The following is a 23,089-nucleotide window of genomic DNA, read 5'->3' as shown; positions in this document are numbered from 1 at the left end:
CCCACATTTGAACGGCGTTTTTTCAGGTCTACCGGATAAAGGAAAGGCCCGGTTTTCGTGGAACCGGGCCTTTCCAGTGTTGCTCTTTGAATCAGCTGCGTTCAAGGGCCAGGGCGACGCCTTGGCCGCCACCGATGCACAACGTTGCCAAGCCTTTCTTGGCATCGCGCTTGATCATTTCATGCAGCAGGGTCACCAGCACGCGGCAGCCCGAGGCACCGATCGGGTGGCCGATGGCGATGGCGCCGCCATTGACGTTGACCTTGTCGGCATCCCACTCCAGCTCTTTGCCCACCGCCAGTGATTGCGCGGCGAAGGCTTCGTTGGCTTCGATCAGGTCCAGGTCGCTGAGCTTCCAGCCGGCCTTGTCCAGGCATCGACGGGTGGCCGAAACCGGGCCGATGCCCATGATGGCCGGGTCGACGCCTGCGTTGGCATAGCTGGCGATGCGGGCCAGGACGGGCAGCCCCAGGGACTTGGCTTTGTCGGCGCTCATCAGCAACACGGCGGCCGCGCCGTCATTGAGGCTGGAGGCGTTGCCGGCGGTTACGCTGCCGTCTTTCTTGAATGCCGGCTTGAGCTTGCCCAGCGATTCGGCGGTGGTACCGGCGCGAGGTTGTTCGTCCACCGCGAAAGCTACGGGGTCGCCCTTGCGCTGCGGGATCAGGATCGGCGTGATTTCGTCGACAAAGCGTCCGGCTTCGATTGCCGCGCTGGCCTTTTGCTGAGAAGCGGCGGCAAAGGCATCCTGGGCTTCGCGGCTGATGCCGTACTTGTCCACCAGGTTTTCGGCGGTGATGCCCATGTGATAGTCGTTGAACGCATCCCACAGGCCATCGCTGATCATGCTGTCGACCATCTTGGCGTGGCCCATGCGCAAACCGGTGCGCGCAGCGGGCAGTACGTACGGTGCCAGGCTCATGTTCTCCATGCCGCCGGCGATGATCACGTCGGCGTCGCCGCAACGGATCGCCTGGGCACCGAGGTGCAGCGCCTTGAGGCCCGAACCGCAGACTTTGTTCAGGGTCAGGCTCGGCACGGCGTGGGGCAGGCCGGCGAGGATCGAGGCCTGGCGCGCCGGGTTCTGGCCGCTGCCTGCGGTGAGCACCTGGCCGAGGATCACTTCGTCGACCTGGGCCGGGTCCAGACCGGTCTGTTCCAGCAGGCGACGGATGACGGCGGCGCCCAGTTCCGGTGCCGGAATATTCGCCAGCGAACCCTGGAAGCTGCCCACGGCGGTGCGGGTGGCAGCAACAATCACGACGTCTTGCATGGAATCTGTCCTCACTGGAAGTGCATTTCTGGAACGTGGTCCGGGACGATCAGTTTACCGGCGGTCTTGCTCACAATCTCTTCAACGCTGACGCCAGGTGCGCGTTCCTTGAGGACAAAAGCGCCATTTTCGATTTCAAGGTACGCAAGGTCCGTCAGTACCCGCTTGATGCAGTTGGCACCGGTCAGCGGCAGGCTGCATTGGCTGAGCAACTTGGATTCACCGTCCTTGGAGGCATGGGTCATGATCACGATGATATTTTCCGCGCCGGCCACCAGGTCCATGGCGCCGCCCATGCCCTTCACCAGCTTGCCGGGGATCATCCACGAGGCGATGTTGCCGTGCACGTCCACTTCAAACGCACCGAGCACGGTGAGGTCGACATGGCCGCCGCGAATCATTGCGAAGGACTCGGCGGAGGAGAAGATCGACGCGCCGATACGCGCGGTCACGGTTTGTTTGCCGGCGTTGATCATGTCGGCGTCAATGGTTTCTTCGGTCGGAAACGGACCCATGCCGAGCAGGCCATTTTCCGATTGCAGCATCACTTCCATGCCTTCGGGGATGTAGTTGGCCACCAGGGTCGGAATGCCGATGCCGAGGTTCACGTAAAAGCCGTCCTGCATTTCGCGGGCGACGCGTTGAGCCATTTGTTCGCGGGTAAGAGCCATTTTATGAGTCCTTATTGTTCGGGCTGGGGCAGATTATTTGCGCACGGTGCGCTGTTCGATGCGCTTTTCGAATGTGCCGCAGATGATCCGGTCGACGTAGATGCCAGGGGTATGGATCTGCGCCGGGTCCAGCTCGCCCGGTTCGACGATTTCCTCGACTTCGACCACGGTGATCTTGCCGGCGGTGGCGGCCAGTGGGTTGAAGTTCTGGGCGGTGTGGCGGTAGATGACGTTGCCGAAGTGGTCGGCTTTCCAGCCTTTGACGATGGCGAAGTCGCCCATAATGGACTCTTCCATCAGGTAGGGGCGGCCGTTGAATTCGCGGGTTTCCTTACCTTCGGCGACGGGGGTGCCGACGCCGGTGGCGGTGAAGAAGGCCGGAATGCCGGCACCGCCTGCGCGCATTTTTTCCGCCAGGGTGCCTTGGGGGGTGAGGACTACTTCGATTTCGCCGCTGAGCAATTGCTTCTCGAACAGGGCGTTTTCACCCACGTAGGAGGCAATCACTTTGCTGATCTGCTTTTGCTCCAGCAGCACGCCCAGGCCAAAACCGTCGACGCCGCAGTTGTTGGAAACCACCGTCAGGTCGCGAGTGCCTTTGCGCTTGATCTCATTGATGAGGTTTTCCGGAATGCCGCATAGGCCAAAACCGCCGGCAAGCACGGTCATGCCGTCTTCCAGGCCTGCCAGTGCTTCCTCGTAGGACGCCACGCGTTTGTCGAAACCTGCCATGTGCATGCACCTCTATTTATTATGTGTGGGCCAGCCAATGAGCCGAGTGTTGCGCCGACGCATTGATTTGTTAAGTTGTTTTTTTAGGTCGATTGATTTAGAAAACAGCATAGTCCATCCCTTTCGGAGCAGCGCCATGACGGTTAAACAAATGCGTGCCTTCCTGGCCGTGGCCCAGAGCCTGAGTTTTGCCGCTGCCTGCGAGCGCCTGCACCTGTCCCAGTCGGCGCTGAGCCTGACCATCAAGGGGCTGGAGGAAGGGCTGGGCGGTCGCCTGTTTAGCCGTAACACCCGCAACGTGGCGCTGACTCCCGAAGGTGAATCCTTGTTGCCGTTGGCGCGTCGATTGATTGCCGACTGGGACAATGCCGAAGATGAGCTGCGCCAGCGCTTTACCTTGCAGCGTGGGCGCGTCACGGTGGCGGCGATGCCGTCGTTCGCAGGCAATTTACTGCCGCCGATCCTGAAGATATTCCGTGCGCGTTACCCTCAGGTGAATGTGACGGTGCATGACCTGATCAACGAGCAGGTGCTGGAGATGGTCCGCGACCGCCAGGTGGAGCTGGGCGTTGCGTTTGAGCCGGCAGAGGGGTCTTCATTAGCGTTTACGCCGCTGTACCTGGACCGTTTCATCGCTGTGGTGCCGGGTGACTCGCCGTTGGCGCAATGTGACGAGATCGCCTGGAAAACCTTGCTGGAACAGCCTTTCATCACCTTGCAGCGGCCGTCCACCGTGCGGGTCATGCTGGAGGAGCACTTGGGTGCCTTGCAGATGAAACTGCCCGTGGCCCTGGAAAGCCATCAATTGGCAACGGTGGGTAAGATGGTTGCCAGCGGCCTGGGCGTAAGTGCCGTGCCGGCGTTATGCGCGCAGCAGATGGAGGAGGCGGGGGCCCATTGCATTACATTGAATGGCCCGGTGATCGAACGACCGATTGGCGTGTTGACCAAGCCGGGGCATGAACTGTCGGCGGCGGCGCAGGTGTTATTCGATATTTTTCGCAGTGAGGCGGAACAACGCAGGTTTCCAACTTTTTGAAAAGTGCCAACAAACACAAGTGGGAGTTGGCAAGCCAACTCCCACTTGAGGTCGAGATTTAGTTAGTAGTAACGATCGATCACTTTAACTTGCGAGCTGTCTTTGAAAGAGTCCCAAGCATGGTTAAGTGTGTCGAATACCTGCTCGATAAAGTTGCGATCGGCTGCGGCCTTCTTGCCGACATAACCCTGGCCGCGGCGGTACATCTTCAGGCGCGCCGCCAGCTCACGGTGATTGCGGTCAAACTCGGCTTCTTCGGTATGGGGCGCCAGGCAGTCAATTTGCACTTCGCCCGATTTTCCTACCCACAGAATATGATCGTCGAGTGTATCTTTCTGCGCTGCGAACATCTCAGCCAATTCATCGATAGTAGGTTGATTGTTCAGATTCATGTGTAAGCCCCTTGACCAGTTGGCGATCTATCAGTTGATTCCGTTAAAACTGCTTAGTTGTCTCCGGCGTTAAACGCCGGGCGTCAGTGACGGTCTGCCGAATACGGGCAGGGTCTTGAACCTGATGCATGTAGTTTTGCTGATGAACTGCTACGCAATGCATTCATAACGAAGACAAGCAGCCTTTGAGCTTCTTGTACCCGTTCCTTTCGGAACCGGTCAGCTTCATCAATCTGCCTTGTGGGCAGTGCACATCCGGAAAAAACAGCTCGGCGGTCAGACGAGCGCTTTCAAAACATCTGTTACCAACGCTCCCGATGCGGGAGACGTCTAGATCATGCAAGGACAAAAAGGTTACGTCAACGGTTATGTAGTGATTATTTTTGCGCACTACATAAACTTCAGGCGGGGCGGTGGGATGCGTGGAAACGTGACCTTGGCGTCATTTTTTGGAACGGTTGGTCGCTTGAACGAGGGGGAAACTCCACGCAAGCCCCTCATTGCCGTGTGTTGTTTGCCCTATCCGAGTCGCTCTGCAAGCAGCGGCAACAGCGCCTCGCAAGAGGCTTGGATTTTCACCTGCAACAGTTCATCCCCACGGGTCTTGCCCAGGTTGATAGCGATCACCGGCTTGCCTTGCTCGACCATGGCCTTGCACAGGCGAAACGCCGAATAAGCCATCAGCGACGAGCCCACCACCAGCAGTCCTTCTGCACACTCCACTGCAGCCATTGCCTTCGCCGCCGTCGGTGGGGCGACGTTCTCGCCGAAAAACACCACATCCGGCTTCAAGCGTTGGCCGCCGCAGTGGGGGCAGTGTGGGACCTGGAAGCGCTCTTCAAACGCCGGGTCGAGCAGGGTATCGCCATCGGGTGCCTGCACGGCATCGACGCCGGCCAGGTAGGGGTTATCAAGCTCCATCATTCGCTGGATCACATCGCGCTGGCTGCACTGCCCGCAATCCAGGCAAAGCACGCGGTGCAGGCTACCGTGCAACTCGATCACATCATGGCTGCCGGCTTGATCATGCAGGGTGTCGACGTTCTGGGTAACAAGGCCGGTGATGCGCTGGCGCTGTTGCAGGTTCGCGAGCGCCCTATGGGCATTGTTCGGCTGGGCGATGCGTACTCGCGGCCAGCCGAGCATCGCCCGCGCCCAGTAACGGCGTCGTGCTTGCGCGGTGGCCAGGAATTCCTGGTACATCATCGGCGCCTTGCCTCGACGCACCCCTTCGCTGTCGCGGTAGTCGGGGATTCCCGATGATGTGCTGATGCCTGCCCCCGTCAACACCAGAAAGCGTCGATCGGCCATGGCTCGGTACAAGGTATCGAGATGGTCTTCCTGATGTGCCAGGGTATCGAGCATGGTTTCTCCTATTCGCCGCGGATGTACTGCTCCAGTTGCTTGATCAGGTCAGCCTGTTCCGCGATGGCTTCCTTGACCAGGTCACCGATGGAGAGCAGGCCCAGCAGTTTGCCGTCTTCGACCACGGGCAGGTGGCGCAGGTGACTGTCGGTCATGATGTTCATGCACTCTTCGACACTTTTATGGGTATCGACGGTGATCACTGGCGAACTCATCACTTCGTGGACCTTGGTGGTGACCGACGACAGGCCCTTGAGCATGATTTTGCGCGCGTAGTCACGTTCGCTGATGATGCCCACCACCACGTCATCCTTGACCACCGGCAAGGCACCGACGTTTTTCTCCGACATGCGCACCAGCGCTTCAAACACGGTGTGATCCCATTTGATGGTGTGGACGTCCTGGTTTTTTTGGTCCTTGGCTTTGAGCAATTGTGCGACGGTTTTCATGGCAGCCACTCCGGAGTTGTTATTGGGACGTCAGCGGGTCACCTACAGAATCCTAGACCGCCTGCGTCGGGGCAAGATCTAAAGCGGCGTTAAACCCGTCGAAAAACGTCATTTACCGGTTTTTTTGTACGTTTACCCTGCAATAACCGGTTTTTTACCGCGCTTGGGGCTGGCCGCTGCTTTGCGTGATGCGGTTTTGCGCTTGTTTTTCCATGGCGTGGCGCCTTTGCCCGCCGGACTGGCGGGGCCGGTGATGGTCATGCGCATGCCATTGCAGCGCGCTACCTGTTTGCTCATCCAGGCAGCCTGCTTGGCGACGAATTCTTCCAGGCTCATCTCGCCGCTTTGCACCATGTCCAGCGCCTGCTCCCAGATGGCGGTGGTGCCAGGATCTGCGATGGCACGGGGTACCGCGTCGATTAGGCTGAACGCCGCCGGGGTGGCCGATAGCGCCTTGCCGTTTTTGACCAGGTAGCCTCGGTCCAGCAGCCCTTGGATAATCCCGGCACGGGTGGCTTCGGTGCCGATGCCGGTGGTGTCCTTGAGCTTTTGCTTGAGCAGCGGGTCCTCCACCAGTTTGGCGACGTTTTTCATCGCCTTGATCAGGTCGCCTTCGGTGTAGGGCTTGGGCGGTTGGGTCCACAGGTCCTTGAGGTTGACCTTGGCCACGGCATAGTCCTGGCCCTGCATCAGCGCCGGCAGGGCTTGCGGTGCGGGGGCCTCACGGCCCTTGGCTGGCGCCAGGGCTTCTGGCAGGGCGCGCTTCCAGCCCGGTTCGATGATGACTTTGCCCACCGCGCGCAACGCAAACCCGGCACAGTCGAAATCCGCCTGGGTGCGATCGTACTCATGGTTGGGCAGGAACTGCGCCAGGTACCGCGCGCGAATCAGCGTGTATACCGCGCGATGCTTGCCACTGAGTTGCCCCACCTCCTTGCCGGCCCCGGTGGGGATGATGCCGTGGTGGGCGCTGACCTTGGCGTCGTTCCAGGCCCGTGAGCGACGCTGCGGATCGACATGGGGCATCAGCTCGGCCACCGCCGGGTCGGCGCGGCCCAGCGCGGCAAGAATCTTCGGGGCCTCGCTGTGCTGGCTCAATGGCAGGTAGCCGCAGTCACTGCGCGGGTAGGTGATGGCTTTGTGGGTTTCGTAGAGCGACTGGGCGATATCCAGGGTTTCCTGGGCGCCGAGGCCGAGCTTCTTGGAGCAGATCTCCTGCAGCGTGCCGAGATCGAAGGGCAGGGGCGCCACCTCGCGCATGCGCTCGGTGCGCAGTTTCAGCAGCCGGGCGCTGGCGGCATTGCTCATTGCATCGGCGGCTTCGCGGGCCAGTCGCGGGTTGAGGCAGCGACCTTGATCGTCGCAGGCGTCCTCGGCTGCGCGCCATTGCGCGGTGAAGGTCATGCGCGCGTGGCGCAGGTCCACATCGATGGCCCAGTAAGCCACCGGTACGAAATCGGCGATGCTGCGGTCGCGGTCCACCACCAGGCGTAAGGTCGGCGTTTGCACCCGGCCCACCGGCAACACACCTTGATAGCCGGATTGACGTCCAAGCAGGGTAAACAGGCGGCTCATGTTCATGCCGATCAGCCAGTCGGCGCGCGAGCGGCCCAGGGCCGAGTGATACAGGCTGAACGTTTGCGCGCCGGGCTTGAGCGCCGCCAGGGCCTTGCGAATGGAGGCATCGTCCAGCGCCGACAGCCACAGGCGCTGAATCGGCCCGCGATAGCGGCAATGCTCCACCAGCTCGCGGGCGATCATCTCGCCCTCGCGGTCGGCGTCCGTGGCGATCACCAGTTCCTGGGCCTCCCCCAGCAAGCGCTTGACGGCCTTGAACTGGCTGGCGGTCTTGGGCTTGACCTGCATTTTCCATTTTTCCGGGACGATCGGCAGGTCGGCCAGCACCCAGCGTTTGTACTTGGCGTCGTAGGCATCGGGCGGGGCGGTTTCCAGCAGGTGGCCGATGCACCAGGTGACGGTGACCCCATTGCCCAGCCAGCAGCCGTCGCCGCGTCGGCTGGCACCGAGCACGGCCGCGATGTCCTTGGCCTGGGAGGGTTTTTCACAGAGGTACAGCCGCATGGTCGTCACATCAGATCGGGTTGATGCTGTGCAGGATGCGCAGTCAAGGCCGATTCGGCAACTATTATCTGTATGGATGTACAGCAATGTGTGTGGCTGGTTGAACTTTTAATGTGAGAGGGGGCTTGCTCCCCTCCCACAGAGGTCGCGGTGTGTGTCGAATCAGTTCTTATCGATATCCACATGCCGGGTTTCTTTGAGGCAGAACAACCCCACAATCAGGCTCACCCCGGTAATCACCACCGGGTACCACAAGCCGTAGAAGATATCCCCGGTATACACCACCAGCGCAAACGACACGGTCGGCAGGAACCCGCCAAACCAGCCGTTACCGATGTGGTAGGGCAGCGACATCGAGGTGTAGCGGATACGCGTCGGGAACAGCTCCACCATCAACGCCGCGAGCGGGCCGTAGCACATGGCCGCAATCAGGATCAGTGCGACGATCAGCACCACCACCATCACTTTGTTGACCTGCGCCACATCCGCCGAACTCGGGTAGCCGGCCAGGGTCACGGCGCCACGCAGTGCTTGTTCGTCAAAGCCGTCGATGCGCACCTCACCGATGCTCACCTGCACCGGGCTGCCGGCAGGTGCGGCGACGCTGCTGTACGGCAGGCCTTGTTTGACCAGGAAGGTCTTGACCTTGTCGCATGGGCTGTCAAAACGCGCCTTGCCCACCGGGTCGAACTGGAAGGTGCAGGTGGCGGGGTCGGCGAGCACGGTGATCGGTGCCTGGCGGCTGGCCTGGTCCATCGCCGGGTTGGTGTAGTGCGCCAGGCTTTTGAAGATCGGGAAGTACAGCACGGTTGCCAGCAGCAGGCCGAGCATCAGCACCGGCTTGCGCCCGACTTTGTCCGACAGCCAGCCAAACAAGATGAAGAACGGTGCACCAATCACCACGCTGATGATCAGCAGCATGTTGGCCAGCGCCGGGTCCATCTTCAGGAACTGTGTGAGGAAGAACAGCACATAAAACTGCGCCGCGTAGAAGGTCACGGCTTGCCCGCCGTTGATGCTGAACAGCGCGATCAGCACCACCTTGAGGTTTTCCCATTTGCCGAACGACTCACGGATCGGCGCCTTGCTGGCCTTGCCTTCCTCTTTCATTTTCAGGAACGCAGGCGACTCATGCAGGCTCATGCGGATCCAGGTGGAAATGCCCAGCAGCACGATGGAGAACAGGAACGGAATCCGCCAGCCCCACACCTCGAACTGGTCACCGGTGAAGTAACGGCAGGCCAGCACCACCAGCAGCGACAGCAGCAGGCCGATGGTCGCGGTGGATTGAATCCAGCTGGTGTGCAAGCCGCGCTTGCCGGCCGGCGCGTGTTCCGCCACATAGGTGGCCGCGCCGCCGTACTCGCCGCCCAGCGCCAGGCCTTGCAGCATGCGCAGCACGATCAGGATGATCGGGGCTGCGATGCCGATGCTCGCGTAATTGGGCAACAGTCCGACACAGAAGGTCGCCACGCCCATCAGGATGATGGTGACGAGGAAGGTGTACTTGCGCCCGATCATGTCGCCCAGGCGGCCGAACACCAACGCGCCGAATGGGCGCACCACAAAGCCGGCCGCAAAGGCCATCAAGGCAAAGATAAACGCTGTGGTGTCGTTGACCCCGGCGAAGAATTGCTTGCTGATCACCGCCGCCAGGGCGCCGTAGAGGAAAAAGTCATACCACTCGAACACCGTCCCCAGGGACGAGGCGAAGATGACTTTCTTGGAGTCGTTGCTGGTGCTCGCGTCGCGCGTCGAGCCCAGGGTTTGAGCGTGTTCTGACATCGGGTAGCCCTCACAGTGATTATTTATTGTTGTTCCACTGTCGGCGCCGGGTACGGCGCCGCTATTCAGATTGCATGAATCAGTTCTTTCTCCGGGGCGAGGCTCCTTGTAGGCGGCGAAAGGATCAGTTGCGCGGCTTTCTCCGCGATCATCAGCGTCGGTGAACAGGTGTTGCCGGAGGTGATACGCGGCATGATCGAGGCATCGGCGATGCGCAGGCCGGGTACGCCATGCACGCGCAATTGCGCATCGACCACCGCGTCTTTGTCGCTGCCCATGCGGCAGGTGCCCACCGGGTGAAAGATTGTCGTGCCGATACGCGCCGCGGCTTCGTGCAGTTGGGCTTCGGTCTGCAGTGAATCGCCCGGTAGATATTCGACCGGGTTGAACTGGCCCAGGGCCGGGGCGGCGACGATGCGTCGGGTCAGGCGAATCGCATCGGCGGCCACGCGCAGGTCTTCGGGATGGCTGAGGTAGTTGGGCCGGATCAGCGGCGCATCCGCCGGGTTGGCCGAACGGATATCGATACGTCCACGGCTCTGCGGGCGCAGGTCACACACCGAGGCGGTGAACGCCGGGAACCCGTGCAACGGCTCGCCAAAACGCTCCAGGGACAGGGGTTGCACATGGTATTCAAGGTTGGCCGAGGTCTGCTCCGGGCCGGAACGGGCAAATGCACCGAGCTGGCTGGGCGCCATCGACAGCGGGCCGCTGCGGTCATACAGGTAGCGCAGGCCCATGCCCATCTTGCCCCATACGGAGCCGGCGATCTGGTTCAGGGTGCGGGCGTTTTCCAGCTTGTAGATCAGGCGCAGTTGCAGGTGGTCCTGCAGGTTACCGCCGACGCCGGGCAGGTCGTGCAGCACCTCGATGCCCAGCGGCTTGAGCACGCCGGCGGGGCCGATGCCCGAGCGTTGCAGAATGCCTGGCGAACCGACGGCGCCGGCGCAGAGTACGATTTCCTTGCGCGCCTTCCACTGCACCTGCTGGCCGTGCTGGCGCCCGACCACGGCTGAGGCGCAGCCGTTTTCCAGCAGTACGCGGTCTACTTCCACGCCAGTCAGCACGGTGAGGTTGGGCCGTTGGCGGATCGGCTTGAGAAACGCCTTGGCCGCGTTCCAGCGCACCCCGGCTTTCTGGTTGACCTGGAAGTAGCCGCAGCCCTCGTTGTCGCCCTGGTTGAAGTCATTGATAGGCGCGATACCGCTCTGCGCCGCCGCTTCACGGAAGGCATCAAGGATCGGCCACGATAATCGCTGTTGCTCGACCCGCCATTCACCGCCGTCGCTGTGGAACTCCGAGCTGCCGGCAAAGTGGTTTTCGCTTTGCTTGAACAGCGGCAACACGTCTTTCCAGGCCCAGCCGGAGTTGCCTTCGGCCGCCCAGCCGTCGTAGTCCCGGGCCTGGCCGCGCATATAAATCATGCCGTTGATGGACGAGCAGCCGCCCAGCACTTTGCCCCGTGGGTAACTCAGCGCACGCCCTTGCAGGCCTTCCTGGGCTTCGGTCTTGAAGCACCAGTCGGTGCGCGGGTTACCGATGCAGAACAGGTAGCCGACGGGGATATGGATCCAGGGGTAATTGTCGCGACCACCGGCTTCGAGCAGCAGCACGCGGTGGGCGGGGTTGGCGGACAGTCGATTGGCCAGCAGGCAGCCTGCGGGGCCGGCGCCTACTACCACGTAATCATATTCAGCAGCTGCAATGGGCATCTGAGGTCTCGCTTGTTTTTCTTATTGGCCCCATCCTAGTTGTTAGTTTTCGTCTTAAAAATGTTAGTTTTTACCCAGCTGCTGTGCGTTTTTAAACAGCGCTGCCCAGGCTGATGGAATGGAGGCGACATGTTCGACTGGAATGACCTGCGGTTCTTTCTTGAGTTGCAGCGCAGCGGCCGCCTGCTCACCGCCGCGCAACGTTTGAAGACCACCCATGCCACCGTGGCGCGGCATATCGAGGCCATTGAAAAAAGCCTCGGCACGGCGTTGTTCGTGCAGCACGCCCAAGGCTACGAATTGACCCCCTCCGGCGAAGCCCTGCTCAAACACGCCGAAGCCATGGAAAACGTCGCGCTGTTGGCCGAAGACGAACTCACCCATTGCGCCGCGCCCTTGGGCAAGATCCGCCTCGGCGTGGCCGAAGGCCTGGGTGTGATGTTTCTGGCCGGGCGCATGAGTGGGCTGTTCGAACGCTACCCGGGGTTGGAAGTGGAGCTGGTAGCGGTGCCGCGCTTTGTGAGCATCCTCAACCGCGAAGCGGAAATCAGCATCCACCTCGAACGCCCCAGCGTCGATCAACTGGTCACGCGCAAGCTTACCGATTACCGCCTCTCCCTTTACGCCAGCCGTGCCTACCTGGAGCGCAATCCGCCGATTGAAAAGCGCGAAGATCTCGCGGCTCATTCGTGGATTGATTATGTGGACGACCTGCTCTTCAGCCAGGAATTGAAGTTCCTCAGCAGTTTCTGCCGCAACCCCAAAGTGGTGTTCCACAGCACCAGCGTCATCGCCCAGCAACAGGCGGCACGCTCGGGGTTGGGCATCGCGGTGCTGCCCTGCTTCATGGCCGCCGGCGACCCGGACCTGGTGGCATTGCTGCCCGAGGAGGGCATCCAGCGCAGCTACTGGATCAGTTCGCGCCGGGAGCTGCACAAGTCGGTGCGCCTGCGCGTGTTGTGGGATTACGTGGTGGAGTTGTGCGCGCGCGAGCAAAAGCTGTTGCTGGGCGAGGCCTGACCGATAAAACCGGCTGGGAAAGTGGCACGCCGTTAACGACTTCCTTGAGAGCCGGGGCGCTGTGGGCGGTCATGGGAGTGCCATCGTCAGAGAAACCAGCGGTATTCGCGCGCATTGATTTCTTGTTGAAAGGCCAGGTGATCCTGGCGTTTGTTCTCGCAGTACACGTCGACAAATTCGGCGCCAAGCTTATCGCGCAACACAGGTTGATGTTGCATGGCGCGCACGGCGTCGAGCATTTCCACGGGGAAGTCGGCGCCGCTGGTGCGGTCCTCGTTCAGGGGCGCGATGGGTTCCTGCCTGGCTTCAAGGCCATGTTCCAGGCCAACAAGGATCGCCGCCAGCACCAGGTACGGGTTCGCGTCGGCACTGGCCAGGCGATGTTCGATACGCAAGTTACGCGGGTCGGACTCGGGGATGCGAACGCACGCATCACGGTCTTCAAACCCCCAGCAGGCGCGGGTGGCGGCGTTCACGGTGCCGCCCAGGCGGCGGAAGGCGTTGTGGTTGGGCGCGAAGATCGGCATGCAGTGCGGCAGCAATTCCAGGCATCCGGCCACGGCATGGCGCAGCGGTTGCTGTTGGTGGGCCGCCAGCAGGTTATTGCCCGCACCGTCATAGAGACTCACATGCACGTGCATGCCACTGCCCGGAAATTGCAGGTACGGCTTGGCCATGAAACTGGCTCGGTAACCCTGCTTGAGCGCCACGCCACGGGTGCTGCGGCAGAACAGTGCGGCCCAGTCGGCGGCGCGCAGGCTGTCGTCCTGGTGGCCGAAGTTGATCTCGAACTGGCCCGGGCCGAGTTCGGCGGTGATCACCGTGATGTCGATGCCCTGGTCCCTGGCTGTCTGCGCCATGTCATTGAGCACCTCGCTGAAACGCGACAGCCGTTCGATATGCAGGTTGGGCTGGTCATCGGCATCGTCGCTCAGTGGGTCGCGGGCGAACTGCGGCAGGCCGTGGTCGAGTTTTTTGTCGAACAGGTAGAACTCCAGCTCAAACGCGACCACCGGATGAATACCTTTGTGGCGCAGGCGCTCGAGCACCTTGGCCAGCACTTCCCGAGGTTCGAATTCGATAGGCGCTTCGGTGCCGTCGGAGGTGATCAACATTTGCCCCAAGGGTTGCGATTCCCAGCTCACTGGCTTGAGCGTTCCCGGCACCAGGCGGCGGTTGGCGTCGGGGTCACCGTCGTTGAAGCAGTAATCGCCGATGTTGAACAAGCCACCCTGAGCCCCGAGCAGCACTGCGTTCTGCGGCAGTTTCAACGGGCTGCCGGCGGCGACCTTTTCCAGCATCTCGATGGGGTAACGCTTGCCGTAGAAGTGTCCGGGTATATCCAGGGCGATCAGGTCGACATAACGCACGTCGGGATGCTGCTGGCGAAAGGTCCGTACTTCGGCGAGCAACGCGGGGGAATGGCTTTTCACGGGTGTTGCTCCTAGTTGTAGACCCACAGCACGCGGGCGGGCAGGTCGGTCAGGTTGGCATAGCGGCAATGCGCAAAACTGGCCAGGTGAAAACTGTCGCCAGGGCCGAGGGTGACCGCATCGGCCTCATCCTCCACCCACAGCGTCAACTCGCCCTCCAGCACAAAACCGGCTTGCTCGGCGCGGTCGCTCATGGGCTGTTCACCGCTGTTGGCGCCGGGTGCCAGCAGGCTGTCGAGCATGGAAAAGGCACCGTTCATGCTGGGGGAGACCAGGATGTCGGTGATGCCGTTGGCGTAATACAGCGTGCGCCGCTCGTTGGGGCGGGTGATCCAGTCGACCGCCTTGGGTTTGGGCTGGCTGTAGAAATACGTGGTGGGCACATCAAGGGCGTGGCTGATGGCGGTGAGATCGGCCACGGTGGGGCGCGACAGGCCACGTTCGACCTGGGACACAAAGCCCACCGAACGTTCGATTTTTTCGGCAAGTTGGGCCAGGGTCAGCTTCTTGTGCTTGCGCAGATCGTGGATCAAGGCCGCGAGGGTAGCGAGTTCTTCTTGTGGTGTCATGAAATTTACGTCTAAAAATTTCATGAAAAAATACAGGATTAATTTCATGCTGGCAATGGCGAGCCAGGTCGTTGACTCCGGGTGGCGAGGGAGCTTGCTCCCTCACCGCAGCGGTGGTTACTCGCGTTCGTAGCTGTCCACCTGCTCCCCGTCGGCATTGAACACATTCACCCGGTTTTCGTTTTTCGCGTCCCAGATGCTGTAAGTCGCGTCGTTGCTGTTGGTGGGTAGGCTGTAGGTGGTGTACGAGCCAAGCTTTTTCACCAGGGTGTTGTTTTTGTCGATCAGTACCAGGCCCCTGAAACCATCCATTTCCGCCGAGGCGAGGTTTTTCTGGAAGGGGTTGAGTCGGGTGTATTTGAGGGGCACGCGCAGCTTGCCGGTGAGATCGAGCGCGCCGTAGTGTTCACCCTTTTTGACCACGGCCATGCCGTTGGAGAACGGTTCGACTTCGTCATAGGGCAGGCTGATGGGCACGCTTTTGCCTTCTGGGTTGATGAAGCGGTACTTCCCGCTCTTGCGGTCTTGCAGCAGTTGCGGCTGGCCTTGGATAAACGCCCCGATGGCCGTGCTGCCGGGTGGGTTGAGCTTTTGCAATTGCAGGGTGTAGATGTCTTTCTGGCGACCGTCATCGGAGGTGCTGTAGAGGAAGTCACCGATGACTTCGATGTTGGAGAACCGCGGCGCCAGCAGTTCCTTGCCGGCCAGGTTCCACACGCCATAGGACGAATCGCCCCCGTAGGTCTTCAGCCCGGGCCGGCCAATGAACAGGTCGCCGACTACCTCGACATTGACGTATTTCATCGGCACCACCACCTGCTGTTTCTTCACGTCGTACACGCCATAAGGGCCGTTGGTTTCGCGTTCGACGATCATCAGGTCCGCGTTGATAGGTTTCTCGATAATCTCGAACGGCAATTCCTTCAACGTATGCCCGCCGGGCACGAACGCAAAGTATTTGAACAGCAACTGGCTCCAACCATCTTTCTGCGGTGTGCGGCCCACCTGCATGTTGAACACACCAGGCATCGGGCTGTACTCGATGCGCTCAAAGCGCGGCTTGACCACCCATTGCCCGTGGTTGTCGATAAAGCCGCTTTTTTGCGTGGCGTTGTCGTAAGCGATATAGCGAGCCTGGGCTGGCACGCTGTTGTGCATCTCCAGCGCCAGGGTTTGCGGTTGGGCGGGGTCCAGCAGGTAGATGACGATGCTCGCCGGGGTGTCTTCGAACTGGTAGGTGGCGTGCACGTTGGTCAGGGCGCCGGCGCTATCCGGCAGGCCTTTGACGAATTGCTCCAGGTGTTCCTGCAGCGCGGCGCTGGTGGTATAGCGCGAGAAATTGTCCTGCATGCGCAGCAGTTCGTCATAGTACGCGCGCAGGTTGGCCTTTTGCTCGGCGGTAGGTGAGGAGTTGCTGCTGTTACCGCCGCTGTAGAGCGTCTTGCCGTCGGCGCTGAGACCCTCGATCACGTAGCTCTTGTTCTTGGGGGTGGCCAGCAGCAGGGACGCGCGATCGTCAGCCAGGGCAGTCAACTGGTAGACCTCACCGTCGTCGCCGGTGACTTTCGGATGTTTCGCGTCCAGCACGATTTTTTTGACGCCGGGGTAGCTCGGGTACGTGAGAGTGACACTGACGCGCTCCACCGGCTTATTGACCTTGAGTTCGACTTTGGACGTGTCCTGCTCCTCTGCGTTGTCGACCCCAACAGCGGCAAAGTGTTGTTGCGTCCCGTCGCGAAAGTACACGGTTTGTACCGCATAACGTTCTTCCTCGCGCTGGTCGGGCAGGGCGCCACGCTTGAGCACCTCGCGGATCGGCTCCACATTCAGTTTCAGCCCCGACTGGTTGTCGAAGAACAACTGCTCGAACGCAGGCATCTTCTGCGCGAGCGCTTCCAGCGCCGTTTTCAGCTCGGCAGCGGGGAAGGGCACGAAAGGCTCGTCATAGCGCAGCTGTTTTTTCTCGCCGGACGACGCGGCGGTGTCGGCTACCGGCGAAATCTCCAGGCGCATGCTCTCGATCATTGCGATCTGGTTGATGCTGTCGCGTGCATCCATCACCAGGTAGTTCAGGCGTTTTTTCGCTTGCTCCAGTGTCAGGCTATGTAGGTCGTCCACCGCCCCTTCATTGAGCTGTTCTTCACTGTAGTCGGGGCCGCTGACCAAGCCTGTGACAACGTGACGGTCAACCAGGTAATAGGTCGCGCCACCGAGTATGGCGATAACCACCAAGGAACTGGCGAGGAGTTTGGTTCGGGTCAGGGCGGTTTTCATTATTGTCAGACTCGAGAATAGGGCTGGCGCAAGGTTAGCAGGTGAACGGTGGCGGACGTGCCGGGCGCACGCAGTTTGTTCGAGCTGACCTTAATAGAGCCAATTGTTCTATTCGCGCCATGGAGAAACGAGAGGTTATTCGCTAGTTTTCATACACATCCTTCACGCAGTCGGGTCAGCAGTACTGCCCAGTCGCAAAGATAAAGGCATATTGCTATGAACGAGTGTTCTGCTGACCCAACGTCGGTTATTCCGCCCTTTACGGTGCGGGCGCTTCATTGCCCCTCTCCCATCCGCATCGACGAAGCATTGGGGCGGGAGGTGAATGAGCGGCTTATGAAATGGATCGAACATATCGGTATTTTTCCCGGCAAACGGGACAAAATTCGCGCCTCGGATTTTGGTCGCTACGCCATGTTGTGCCATGTGGATACCGATGATCCCGACCGGCTGCTGCTCCAGGGCCAATGCCTGGCGGCATTGTTTGCCGTCGACGACCATTATTGCGACGACCGTTCACTTGGCTGCGATCCCCGCCAAGTCGCGCCGCGCTTATCGTTTGCGATTGCCGCCATGGACCCCGCTTACCTGCCTGCGCCTTTTGATGCTCAACTGGACATTCAGCTCAACTGCGATCCGGTGCTGATTGGCCTGCGCGCGTATATGCGGCGCGTCAGCCAGTTTTGCACACCGTCCCAAGTTGCCAGGGTGCGCCAAATCAGTATTGCAATGTTTGTAGCGATGGCCGCCGAGGGAGCCTGGCGTGTGTATGGCACCCGGCCGACTGTCGCCGAGTACCTTGCCAGTCGGCATATCAACAGCTTCTGGCCGTGCCTGGTCTTGATCGACCCCGTCGGCGGTTATGAAGTCCCGGCCAATCTGTATTCGCAACCGCAGGTGCACCGTGTCACGGCCCTGGCGTCCCTTGCTACTACCTTGGTCAACGATTTGTACTCGGCCTACAAGGAGCACCTGAACGAGGTTGGCACGTTCAAACTGCCGTATCTGCTGGCGGCACAACACCACTGCTCCCTTCAGGAAGCGATCAACAGGATTGCCGATATCCATGACGACGTGATGCATCAATACGAAGCAGTTGAGCGTGCGCTATTGACGGACGCAACCCCGCTGCTGCAACGCTACCTCATGGGGCTTAAGGCATGGGTGGCAGGGAATCTGGAGTGGCACAAACATAGCGCGCGATACCAGGCCGATTTCATTCGGTGAATGATTGCGCGCGCCTGCGGTCGGAACCTGGGTACGCGCCATTCATTGAAGGAGTACCCATGACGTCCAAATCCCTGCTTGCCTGCGTTTTAGTCGCTGCCAGCCTGTCCACCGCCAGCTTTGTGGTGCAGGCCGGTGATACTCCCCAGGAAACCGTGCAGCCTTCCAACATCAACGCCCGTGATTTAAGAGAGGGCGACCGTGCTCCGGATATTCTGATGCGCAAGGAGTCGGCCATCAGCGACTGGAAAAAACGCGGCCTCAAACAGCCGGAAGAAGAAAGCCAGTGGGCCCGCGTGGGCGATAAATACGTGCTGCTCAAAACCACCAACGGCACCATTCTGGAGATCACGCCTGTTAAAAAGTGACCTCCTTTTTGGCTGTTCTTGCGTTAAGGTAACCGGCCTCTATGGTCGCGTTACCTCTGGAAGAATGAGAGCAGGATGCTTGCCACCCTTAGAAATTACCCTCGCACCGTAAACCTGTTGCTGTGTGCCACGTTGCTGCTGACGCTGGCCAAAGCGATCACGTTTCCGTACCTGGTGATCTACCTCACCCGTCACTTTGCCTTGGATATCAGCCAGGTCGGCCTGGTGATCGGCAGTTCGCTGATCGTCGGTTCGTTGTTGAGTGTCTATGGTGGTTTTCTTGTTGACCGCATCAACAACTATCGTTTGCTGCTCGGCATGAGCCTGCTGTTTGTGCTGGGGTTTATCGGCACGCTGCTGGCGCAGACCATCTGGGCGTTTTATAGCTGCCTGATTCTGATCAACCTGGCCTACGCGGTCATCGACATCGCGGTAAAGGCCGGGTTTGCCAGCCTGTTGCCTGAAGACGCACGCAGCGAAGTGTTTTCCATCAAATACACCCTGACCAATATCGGTTATGCGGTAGGGCCGTTTTTCGGGGCGATGGTGGCCAAGCTGGATATCAGCTTGCCATTTATGCTGTCGGCGCTGTTGGGGGCGGGGTTCTTCCTGCTGTACTGGCATTGGGGCGACCGCACGCTGACCCGTGTGGATGTCGCACAAAAACCGGTGTCATTCCTGGCGGTGGGCGGTGTGCTGCTCAAGGACCACCGTCTGGTGTGCTTCACCCTCGGCGGCCTGCTCAGTGCGGTGGTGTTCGGACAGTTCACGGCATACCTGTCGCAATACCTGGTGACCACCACCACCGCCGAATACACCTACACCGTGATCAGTGCCGTGCTCACCACCAACGCCGTGCTGGTGATCGCCCTGCAATACCTGATTGGCAAGCGTATCTCCCATCGTTATCTGAGCCAGTGGCTGATTGTCGGCTTGAGCATGTTCATGCTGGGGTTGATTGGTTTTGCGTTGTCCACCAGCGTGCTGTGGTGGGTGCTGGCGATGGCGGTGTTCACGGTAGGGGAGATTATCGTGTTCCCGGCCGAGTACATGTTTATCGACCGAATCGCCCCGGACCACCTGCGGGGCATGTACTACGGGGCGCAGAATCTGTCCAACCTTGGCGCGGCATTGGGGCCGGTGTTGTGTGGGCTGGTATTGGCCAGCCTGCCGGCGCACTCCATGTTCTACATGCTGGGTGCCTTTATCATCGGCGGTGGGGTGTTCTATTTCATCGGGGCGTCGTTGAAGGCCAATCCTCCAGCGTGAGTTTGCCTACGTTGTTGCTGTGCAGTTCGTAGCGCAACTCTTCAACCATCTTTTCCACTTCCTGCGGCGTCTGCAGCCGGTTGGTGCTGATCCCGGTGACCACCAGGTCCACCCGGCCGGTTTCGGCGTCGTAGACCTTGAGGGTCAAGGACGCATCCCGGCACAGCGTAAATTCGCAGGTCAGGGGCGACAAACCTTCTTCGATGCAATTTCGCAGTTGGGCGAGGGTAAACATGCGGGTTCCTTCAAAGCATAGGTTCATGCTTTAAAGGTTATTGATTGCCCGCAAGCACCATAAGGCGAATTCGCACTAGCCCTACTAGTGCATTTGCACTGTCAACGCTGGTTTTTTAACCGTAATTCCCCCGCAAACAGCCCGCGTTCCCGGGCCCATACGATGGCTGCACTACGGCTGTGCACCCCCAGCTTCGAGTACACCGTGGCCACATGGTTACGCACGGTGTTGGGCGCCAGTTTCAGGCGCGAGGCGATCTCCTTGTCGGCCAGCCCCTCGCAGATCAGGCCCAGCACGTCACGCTCACGGGCAGTGAGGTCGGTGTAGCTGACGTTCGGCGCGTTGGGGCTGTTGACGCTCTTGGCGTTGGCCAGTTTTTCGATCAGGGTCTGGCTGAACCAGGAGGCGTCCTGCATCACTTCCTCGATCGCCGCCACCAGCTCCAGTTCCGAGCGTTTGCGCTCGGTAATATTCATCAGCACCAACAGGTAGCACGGTACGTCCTGGATGATCACCGTGTCGGCCGACACCACGCAGTCGATCACCTCATGGCCCTTCTTACGCACCTTGAGGTCCTGGCCGTCGAGGTTGCCGGCTTTTTCCAGGGTGGCGAACAGCTGCGAACCCACTGCGGCGTTGTCGATAAAGTCGATGTCTTCGATGGATTTGCCGATCAGTTCTTCGCTGATATAGCCGGTGATGCTCATGAACGCTTCGTTGACGTCCACCACCTGGCGGTTGGCGGCGTTGCACACCAGGGTGGGAACCGGCGTGAGGCGGAACGACTTGGCGAAGCGCTCCTCGCTCTGGCGCAGGGCAATCTCTGCCTTGCGGCGCGGCTCCAGGTCCATGAATGAAAACAGCATGCAGTCTTCTTCGTTCATGTCCAACGGCTGGCCGGCCACGATCACCAGTTTGCTGCCGCCTTCGGGCAGTCTGAGTTCCGCCTGCATCTGCGGGATGGTCGAGCCTTCGCCCAGGCGCTGGATGGCCAGGTCCTTGCGCTCGGCCTGTTCCAATACGTCCAGCTCATAGACCGATTTGCCGATGACCTGGTCGCGGTTGTAGCCGGTCATTTCCAGAAAGCCCTGATTCACCTTGATATAACGCAGGTCGCTCAAGCGGCAGATCACCGCGGGCGCCGGGTTGGCGTTGAAGGTTTTCTCGAAACGCTGCTCGGCGCTGGCCCATTCGGTGGCGTCGCTGAGGATCAGCACCAGCAACTCCGGCTCGCCGCGAGAATCATTGATCACCAGGCTGCGCAGACGATGCACCCAGGTTTTGTCCGGGTCGGCGGTGGGGGTGACTTCCACCACCACGTCGCTGAACTCGTCACCCGCCGCTGCGCGGGCCAACGGGTAATTGTCCGGTTGCACGGGATGGTTGTTGCGATAGCGCAGGGCGAAACGCTCGACATATTGCTGCCCGCTGGCGCCCAGGCCCATCACGTCACCCACCCCATGCATGTTCAACGCGGCTTCGTTGGCCCAGAGGATGGTCTGGTCAACCTCCGCCAGAATCACCCCGTCGGACAACCCGGAAATGATCTGCTGCAGTTGGCGGCGGTTGGTTTCTTTGGCGAGCACATCCTGAGTCATGGGTTCTCCTTGGGGTTGGGCGCATGGGAATACGACATCCGTGCTTCAGGATAGTGCAGAGAAACTGCCCCTGATCGCGCTATGCAAGCACCCGGCAGGCCGTTGCCTCTGCGCCGGACGTTCTTGTGCGCTGTACTTGCCAAACCCCACCGATTCTGGGAAAACCCCAGCCTTTACGCCTTCAACGAGAACCCCATGAGCCACGACGAACTGCAGATCATTGACACCCGCCTGGGCACCGGCAAAGCCGTGGTCAAAGGCGCGCTGATCACCACCCAATACACCGGGAGGCTGGAAGACGGCACGGTGTTCGACTCGTCCTGGGCGCGTGGCAAGCCGTTCCAATGTGTGATCGGCACCGGGCGCGTCATTAAAGGCTGGGACCAGGGCTTGATGGGCATGCAGGTCGGCGGGGTGCGCACGTTGTTCGTGCCGGCGCATTTGGCCTATGGCGAGCGGTCGATGGGCGCGCATATCACGCCCAACAGCAATCTGCATTTTGAAATCGAGTTGCTGGAAGTGCTGACGCGGGATGATTGAGAGAGACGCCAGATATGGATATCACGTGCTCTGTTGAGGGGCTTCGGGTGGATGAGCTGACTGCCGGCGACGCAGCCGAGCTACAGCATTTTTTCGAGCAGGCGCCGGCATACTTCGTCGCGGTCAACGGCGAACCTGCCACGCCGACCGAAGCGCATGACGAATTGCAGGGGCAGTTACCGGCGGGCTGGCATTGCAGCCGGATGTACTGGCTGGGCTATCGCGACGCTGACAATCGTTTGGTCGCCGTGGTGAATATCGCGGCGGATCTGCTCGCGCAGGGGGTATGGCATATCGGGTTGTTGCTGGTGGAGTCGCGCCGGCACGGCACTGGCCTTGCGCAGCGGCTGCATGCGGACCTTGAGCGTTGGGCGGCAAAAAGCGGCGCCCAATGGCTGCGGTTGACGGTGGTGGTGGGTAACACCAGGGCCGAGCGCTTCTGGCCCAGGCTTGGGTATGTGCCAGTGCGCATGCGTGACGGGGTTAGGATGGGGCGGCAGGTGAACAGGGTGTCGATTCAGGTCAAGGCGTTGGCGGGTGGGAAGGTTGAGGACTACCTGGCGTTGGTTGAGCGGGATCGACCAGGCACACCCTAGGGGCATAGGTCTGTGCACCATTGCCGGTGAGCGAAGAATCTGTGGCGAATGGGCTGTGGTGGTGAGCGGGACAAGCCCGCACGTTTGATCTTCTGCATGTGCAGAAGCCGGTTCCTGAACCCATCCTGAAGAATCTTCTTATTCACCATTGGGAAACTTTCCTACGGTTTACTCTCCTGAAGTCGGGGCGTAAGCTTCGCGCGTTTTCATCAATAGCGGAGACCCTCAGTGGGTACTTGTTCGAGTGACAGTAGTCGGCCGGTTTCGTTAACCGGCACAGGCTTGGCAAGGTAACGCGCATTTATTCGATGCCGTTGTCTCGCCAAAAAAGCGAGAAGCGGCATCCCGGCAGCGGCCAGTCCTGGCACCTGCCTGATCCCCTCTCATCGACGCTGACCAGCACCCCGATAACCTCGGGATGTTACGGACGCGCCTGCCTTTTTACGGTGGGCGGGCCGAG

At 60.3% G+C, this 23,089-nt stretch carries 21 protein-coding genes; 7 read left to right on the top strand and 14 right to left on the bottom strand.

Annotated elements, in window-relative coordinates:
• Positions 1 to 91 precede the first annotated feature (91 nt).
• Genes AB4N98_RS03165 through AB4N98_RS03155 form a run of 3 tightly spaced genes read right to left on the bottom strand, consistent with a single transcriptional unit; the run spans position 92 to position 2,676 of the window.
• Positions 92 to 1,273, bottom strand: coding sequence for an acetyl-CoA C-acetyltransferase (locus AB4N98_RS03165; RefSeq protein ID WP_460149240.1), 1,182 nt, complete (start codon positions 1,271 to 1,273; stop codon positions 92 to 94).
• 11 nt (positions 1,274 to 1,284) lie between these two features.
• Positions 1,285 to 1,944 (bottom strand): CoA transferase subunit B, encoded by a 660-nt coding sequence (locus AB4N98_RS03160; protein ID WP_032886654.1) that lies wholly within the window; start codon positions 1,942 to 1,944, stop codon positions 1,285 to 1,287.
• 33 nt (positions 1,945 to 1,977) lie between these two features.
• Complete coding sequence (locus AB4N98_RS03155) at positions 1,978 to 2,676, bottom strand: CoA transferase subunit A (protein ID WP_460149238.1); 699 nt, start codon at positions 2,674 to 2,676, stop codon at positions 1,978 to 1,980.
• Between the two features lie 136 nt (positions 2,677 to 2,812).
• On the opposite strand from AB4N98_RS03155, the gene AB4N98_RS03150 reads away from it, so the two are divergent.
• A complete protein-coding gene (locus AB4N98_RS03150; RefSeq protein ID WP_460149236.1) occupies positions 2,813 to 3,715 on the top strand; it encodes a LysR family transcriptional regulator in 903 nt (300 codons plus the stop codon).
• A gap of 62 nt (positions 3,716 to 3,777) precedes the next feature.
• Here AB4N98_RS03150 and AB4N98_RS03145 read toward each other — a convergent pair whose 3' ends face one another.
• The 6 genes from AB4N98_RS03145 to AB4N98_RS03120 all read right to left on the bottom strand — a co-directional run bounded on the left by AB4N98_RS03145 (position 3,778) and on the right by AB4N98_RS03120 (position 11,500).
• Entirely contained in the window at positions 3,778 to 4,107 is a 330-nt protein-coding gene (locus tag AB4N98_RS03145) for a hypothetical protein (protein ID WP_017530495.1), read from the bottom strand.
• Between the two features lie 519 nt (positions 4,108 to 4,626).
• Positions 4,627 to 5,472: an NAD-dependent protein deacetylase gene (locus tag AB4N98_RS03140; protein WP_017530496.1), complete on the bottom strand. Its 846-nt coding sequence runs from the start codon at positions 5,470 to 5,472 to the stop codon at positions 4,627 to 4,629.
• Between the two features lie 8 nt (positions 5,473 to 5,480).
• Positions 5,481 to 5,921: a CBS domain-containing protein gene (locus AB4N98_RS03135; protein ID WP_065878672.1), complete on the bottom strand. Its 441-nt coding sequence runs from the start codon at positions 5,919 to 5,921 to the stop codon at positions 5,481 to 5,483.
• A gap of 132 nt (positions 5,922 to 6,053) precedes the next feature.
• Complete coding sequence (locus AB4N98_RS03130; RefSeq protein WP_065878670.1) at positions 6,054 to 8,003, bottom strand: DNA topoisomerase III; 1,950 nt, start codon at positions 8,001 to 8,003, stop codon at positions 6,054 to 6,056.
• 162 nt (positions 8,004 to 8,165) lie between these two features.
• A complete protein-coding gene (locus AB4N98_RS03125) occupies positions 8,166 to 9,788 on the bottom strand; it encodes an MFS transporter (RefSeq protein WP_017530499.1) in 1,623 nt (540 codons plus the stop codon).
• A gap of 65 nt (positions 9,789 to 9,853) precedes the next feature.
• Positions 9,854 to 11,500: a GMC family oxidoreductase gene (locus AB4N98_RS03120; RefSeq protein ID WP_460149233.1), complete on the bottom strand. Its 1,647-nt coding sequence runs from the start codon at positions 11,498 to 11,500 to the stop codon at positions 9,854 to 9,856.
• A 129-nt stretch (positions 11,501 to 11,629) separates the two neighbouring features.
• Here AB4N98_RS03120 and AB4N98_RS03115 point away from each other — a divergent pair, with 129 nt between their 5' ends.
• On the top strand, positions 11,630 to 12,520 hold the full coding sequence (locus AB4N98_RS03115) for a LysR family transcriptional regulator (RefSeq protein WP_017530501.1): 891 nt from the start codon (positions 11,630 to 11,632) through the stop codon (positions 12,518 to 12,520).
• Positions 12,521 to 12,606: 86 nt separating this feature from the next.
• Here the strand turns inward: AB4N98_RS03115 and AB4N98_RS03110 are convergent, their stop codons facing one another.
• From AB4N98_RS03110 to AB4N98_RS03100, 3 genes are all read right to left on the bottom strand, one after another.
• Positions 12,607 to 13,953 (bottom strand): glutamine synthetase family protein, encoded by a 1,347-nt coding sequence (locus AB4N98_RS03110; protein WP_065878668.1) that lies wholly within the window; start codon positions 13,951 to 13,953, stop codon positions 12,607 to 12,609.
• A gap of 11 nt (positions 13,954 to 13,964) precedes the next feature.
• Entirely contained in the window at positions 13,965 to 14,522 is a 558-nt protein-coding gene (locus AB4N98_RS03105; RefSeq protein ID WP_017530503.1) for a helix-turn-helix domain-containing protein, read from the bottom strand.
• 117 nt (positions 14,523 to 14,639) lie between these two features.
• The gene (locus tag AB4N98_RS03100; RefSeq protein WP_068934565.1) at positions 14,640 to 16,796 is read right to left on the bottom strand and encodes a WG repeat-containing protein; all 2,157 of its coding nucleotides are present in this window, start codon (positions 16,794 to 16,796) and stop codon (positions 14,640 to 14,642) included.
• A 216-nt stretch (positions 16,797 to 17,012) separates the two neighbouring features.
• On the opposite strand from AB4N98_RS03100, the gene AB4N98_RS03095 reads away from it, so the two are divergent.
• From AB4N98_RS03095 to AB4N98_RS03085, 3 genes are all read left to right on the top strand, one after another.
• Positions 17,013 to 18,023: a terpene synthase family protein gene (locus tag AB4N98_RS03095; protein ID WP_065878661.1), complete on the top strand. Its 1,011-nt coding sequence runs from the start codon at positions 17,013 to 17,015 to the stop codon at positions 18,021 to 18,023.
• Between the two features lie 59 nt (positions 18,024 to 18,082).
• Positions 18,083 to 18,391: an RcnB family protein gene (locus tag AB4N98_RS03090; protein WP_065878658.1), complete on the top strand. Its 309-nt coding sequence runs from the start codon at positions 18,083 to 18,085 to the stop codon at positions 18,389 to 18,391.
• Positions 18,392 to 18,466: 75 nt separating this feature from the next.
• A complete protein-coding gene (locus AB4N98_RS03085; protein WP_065878656.1) occupies positions 18,467 to 19,660 on the top strand; it encodes an MFS transporter in 1,194 nt (397 codons plus the stop codon).
• Here AB4N98_RS03085 and AB4N98_RS03080 read toward each other — a convergent pair.
• Together AB4N98_RS03080 and AB4N98_RS03075 are read right to left on the bottom strand one after the other, a co-directional pair.
• A complete protein-coding gene (locus tag AB4N98_RS03080) occupies positions 19,623 to 19,895 on the bottom strand; it encodes a DUF1652 domain-containing protein (protein WP_017530507.1) in 273 nt (90 codons plus the stop codon). The two genes, AB4N98_RS03085 and AB4N98_RS03080, sit on opposite strands and share 38 nt — an antisense overlap.
• A gap of 101 nt (positions 19,896 to 19,996) precedes the next feature.
• The gene (locus tag AB4N98_RS03075) at positions 19,997 to 21,493 is read right to left on the bottom strand and encodes a PAS domain S-box protein (RefSeq protein ID WP_223496319.1); all 1,497 of its coding nucleotides are present in this window, start codon (positions 21,491 to 21,493) and stop codon (positions 19,997 to 19,999) included.
• A 195-nt stretch (positions 21,494 to 21,688) separates the two neighbouring features.
• Here AB4N98_RS03075 and AB4N98_RS03070 point away from each other — a divergent pair, with 195 nt between their 5' ends.
• Together AB4N98_RS03070 and AB4N98_RS03065 are read left to right on the top strand one after the other, a co-directional pair.
• Entirely contained in the window at positions 21,689 to 22,033 is a 345-nt protein-coding gene (locus tag AB4N98_RS03070; protein ID WP_017530509.1) for an FKBP-type peptidyl-prolyl cis-trans isomerase, read from the top strand.
• A 14-nt stretch (positions 22,034 to 22,047) separates the two neighbouring features.
• The gene (locus AB4N98_RS03065; RefSeq protein WP_068934561.1) at positions 22,048 to 22,629 is read left to right on the top strand and encodes a GNAT family N-acetyltransferase; all 582 of its coding nucleotides are present in this window, start codon (positions 22,048 to 22,050) and stop codon (positions 22,627 to 22,629) included.
• The last annotated feature ends 460 nt before the right edge of the window (positions 22,630 to 23,089 follow it).

The sequence above is a fragment of the Pseudomonas sp. S3_E10 genome (assembly GCF_054667615.1).
The sequence above is the reverse complement of the archived record's forward strand: the minus strand, read 5'-3'. Positions and strand labels throughout refer to the sequence as shown.

Bases quoted from the DNA above. Each gene is read 5' to 3' on its own strand.
- AB4N98_RS03165 (WP_460149240.1), bottom strand. From the start codon at position 1,273: ATGCAAGACGTCGTGATTGTTGCTGCCACCCGCACCGCCGTGGGCAGC.
- AB4N98_RS03160 (WP_032886654.1), bottom strand. From the start codon at position 1,944: ATGGCTCTTACCCGCGAACAAATGGCTCAACGCGTCGCCCGCGAAATG.
- AB4N98_RS03155 (WP_460149238.1), bottom strand. From the start codon at position 2,676: ATGGCAGGTTTCGACAAACGCGTGGCGTCCTACGAGGAAGCACTGGCA.
- AB4N98_RS03150 (WP_460149236.1), top strand. From the start codon at position 2,813: ATGACGGTTAAACAAATGCGTGCCTTCCTGGCCGTGGCCCAGAGCCTG.
- AB4N98_RS03145 (WP_017530495.1), bottom strand. From the start codon at position 4,107: ATGAATCTGAACAATCAACCTACTATCGATGAATTGGCTGAGATGTTC.
- AB4N98_RS03140 (WP_017530496.1), bottom strand. From the start codon at position 5,472: ATGCTCGATACCCTGGCACATCAGGAAGACCATCTCGATACCTTGTAC.
- AB4N98_RS03135 (WP_065878672.1), bottom strand. From the start codon at position 5,921: ATGAAAACCGTCGCACAATTGCTCAAAGCCAAGGACCAAAAAAACCAG.
- AB4N98_RS03130 (WP_065878670.1), bottom strand. From the start codon at position 8,003: ATGCGGCTGTACCTCTGTGAAAAACCCTCCCAGGCCAAGGACATCGCG.
- AB4N98_RS03125 (WP_017530499.1), bottom strand. From the start codon at position 9,788: ATGTCAGAACACGCTCAAACCCTGGGCTCGACGCGCGACGCGAGCACC.
- AB4N98_RS03120 (WP_460149233.1), bottom strand. From the start codon at position 11,500: ATGCCCATTGCAGCTGCTGAATATGATTACGTGGTAGTAGGCGCCGGC.
- AB4N98_RS03115 (WP_017530501.1), top strand. From the start codon at position 11,630: ATGTTCGACTGGAATGACCTGCGGTTCTTTCTTGAGTTGCAGCGCAGC.
- AB4N98_RS03105 (WP_017530503.1), bottom strand. From the start codon at position 14,522: ATGACACCACAAGAAGAACTCGCTACCCTCGCGGCCTTGATCCACGAT.
- AB4N98_RS03100 (WP_068934565.1), bottom strand. From the start codon at position 16,796: ATGAAAACCGCCCTGACCCGAACCAAACTCCTCGCCAGTTCCTTGGTG.
- AB4N98_RS03095 (WP_065878661.1), top strand. From the start codon at position 17,013: ATGAACGAGTGTTCTGCTGACCCAACGTCGGTTATTCCGCCCTTTACG.
- AB4N98_RS03090 (WP_065878658.1), top strand. From the start codon at position 18,083: ATGACGTCCAAATCCCTGCTTGCCTGCGTTTTAGTCGCTGCCAGCCTG.
- AB4N98_RS03085 (WP_065878656.1), top strand. From the start codon at position 18,467: ATGCTTGCCACCCTTAGAAATTACCCTCGCACCGTAAACCTGTTGCTG.
- AB4N98_RS03080 (WP_017530507.1), bottom strand. From the start codon at position 19,895: ATGTTTACCCTCGCCCAACTGCGAAATTGCATCGAAGAAGGTTTGTCG.
- AB4N98_RS03075 (WP_223496319.1), bottom strand. From the start codon at position 21,493: ATGACTCAGGATGTGCTCGCCAAAGAAACCAACCGCCGCCAACTGCAG.
- AB4N98_RS03070 (WP_017530509.1), top strand. From the start codon at position 21,689: ATGAGCCACGACGAACTGCAGATCATTGACACCCGCCTGGGCACCGGC.
- AB4N98_RS03065 (WP_068934561.1), top strand. From the start codon at position 22,048: ATGGATATCACGTGCTCTGTTGAGGGGCTTCGGGTGGATGAGCTGACT.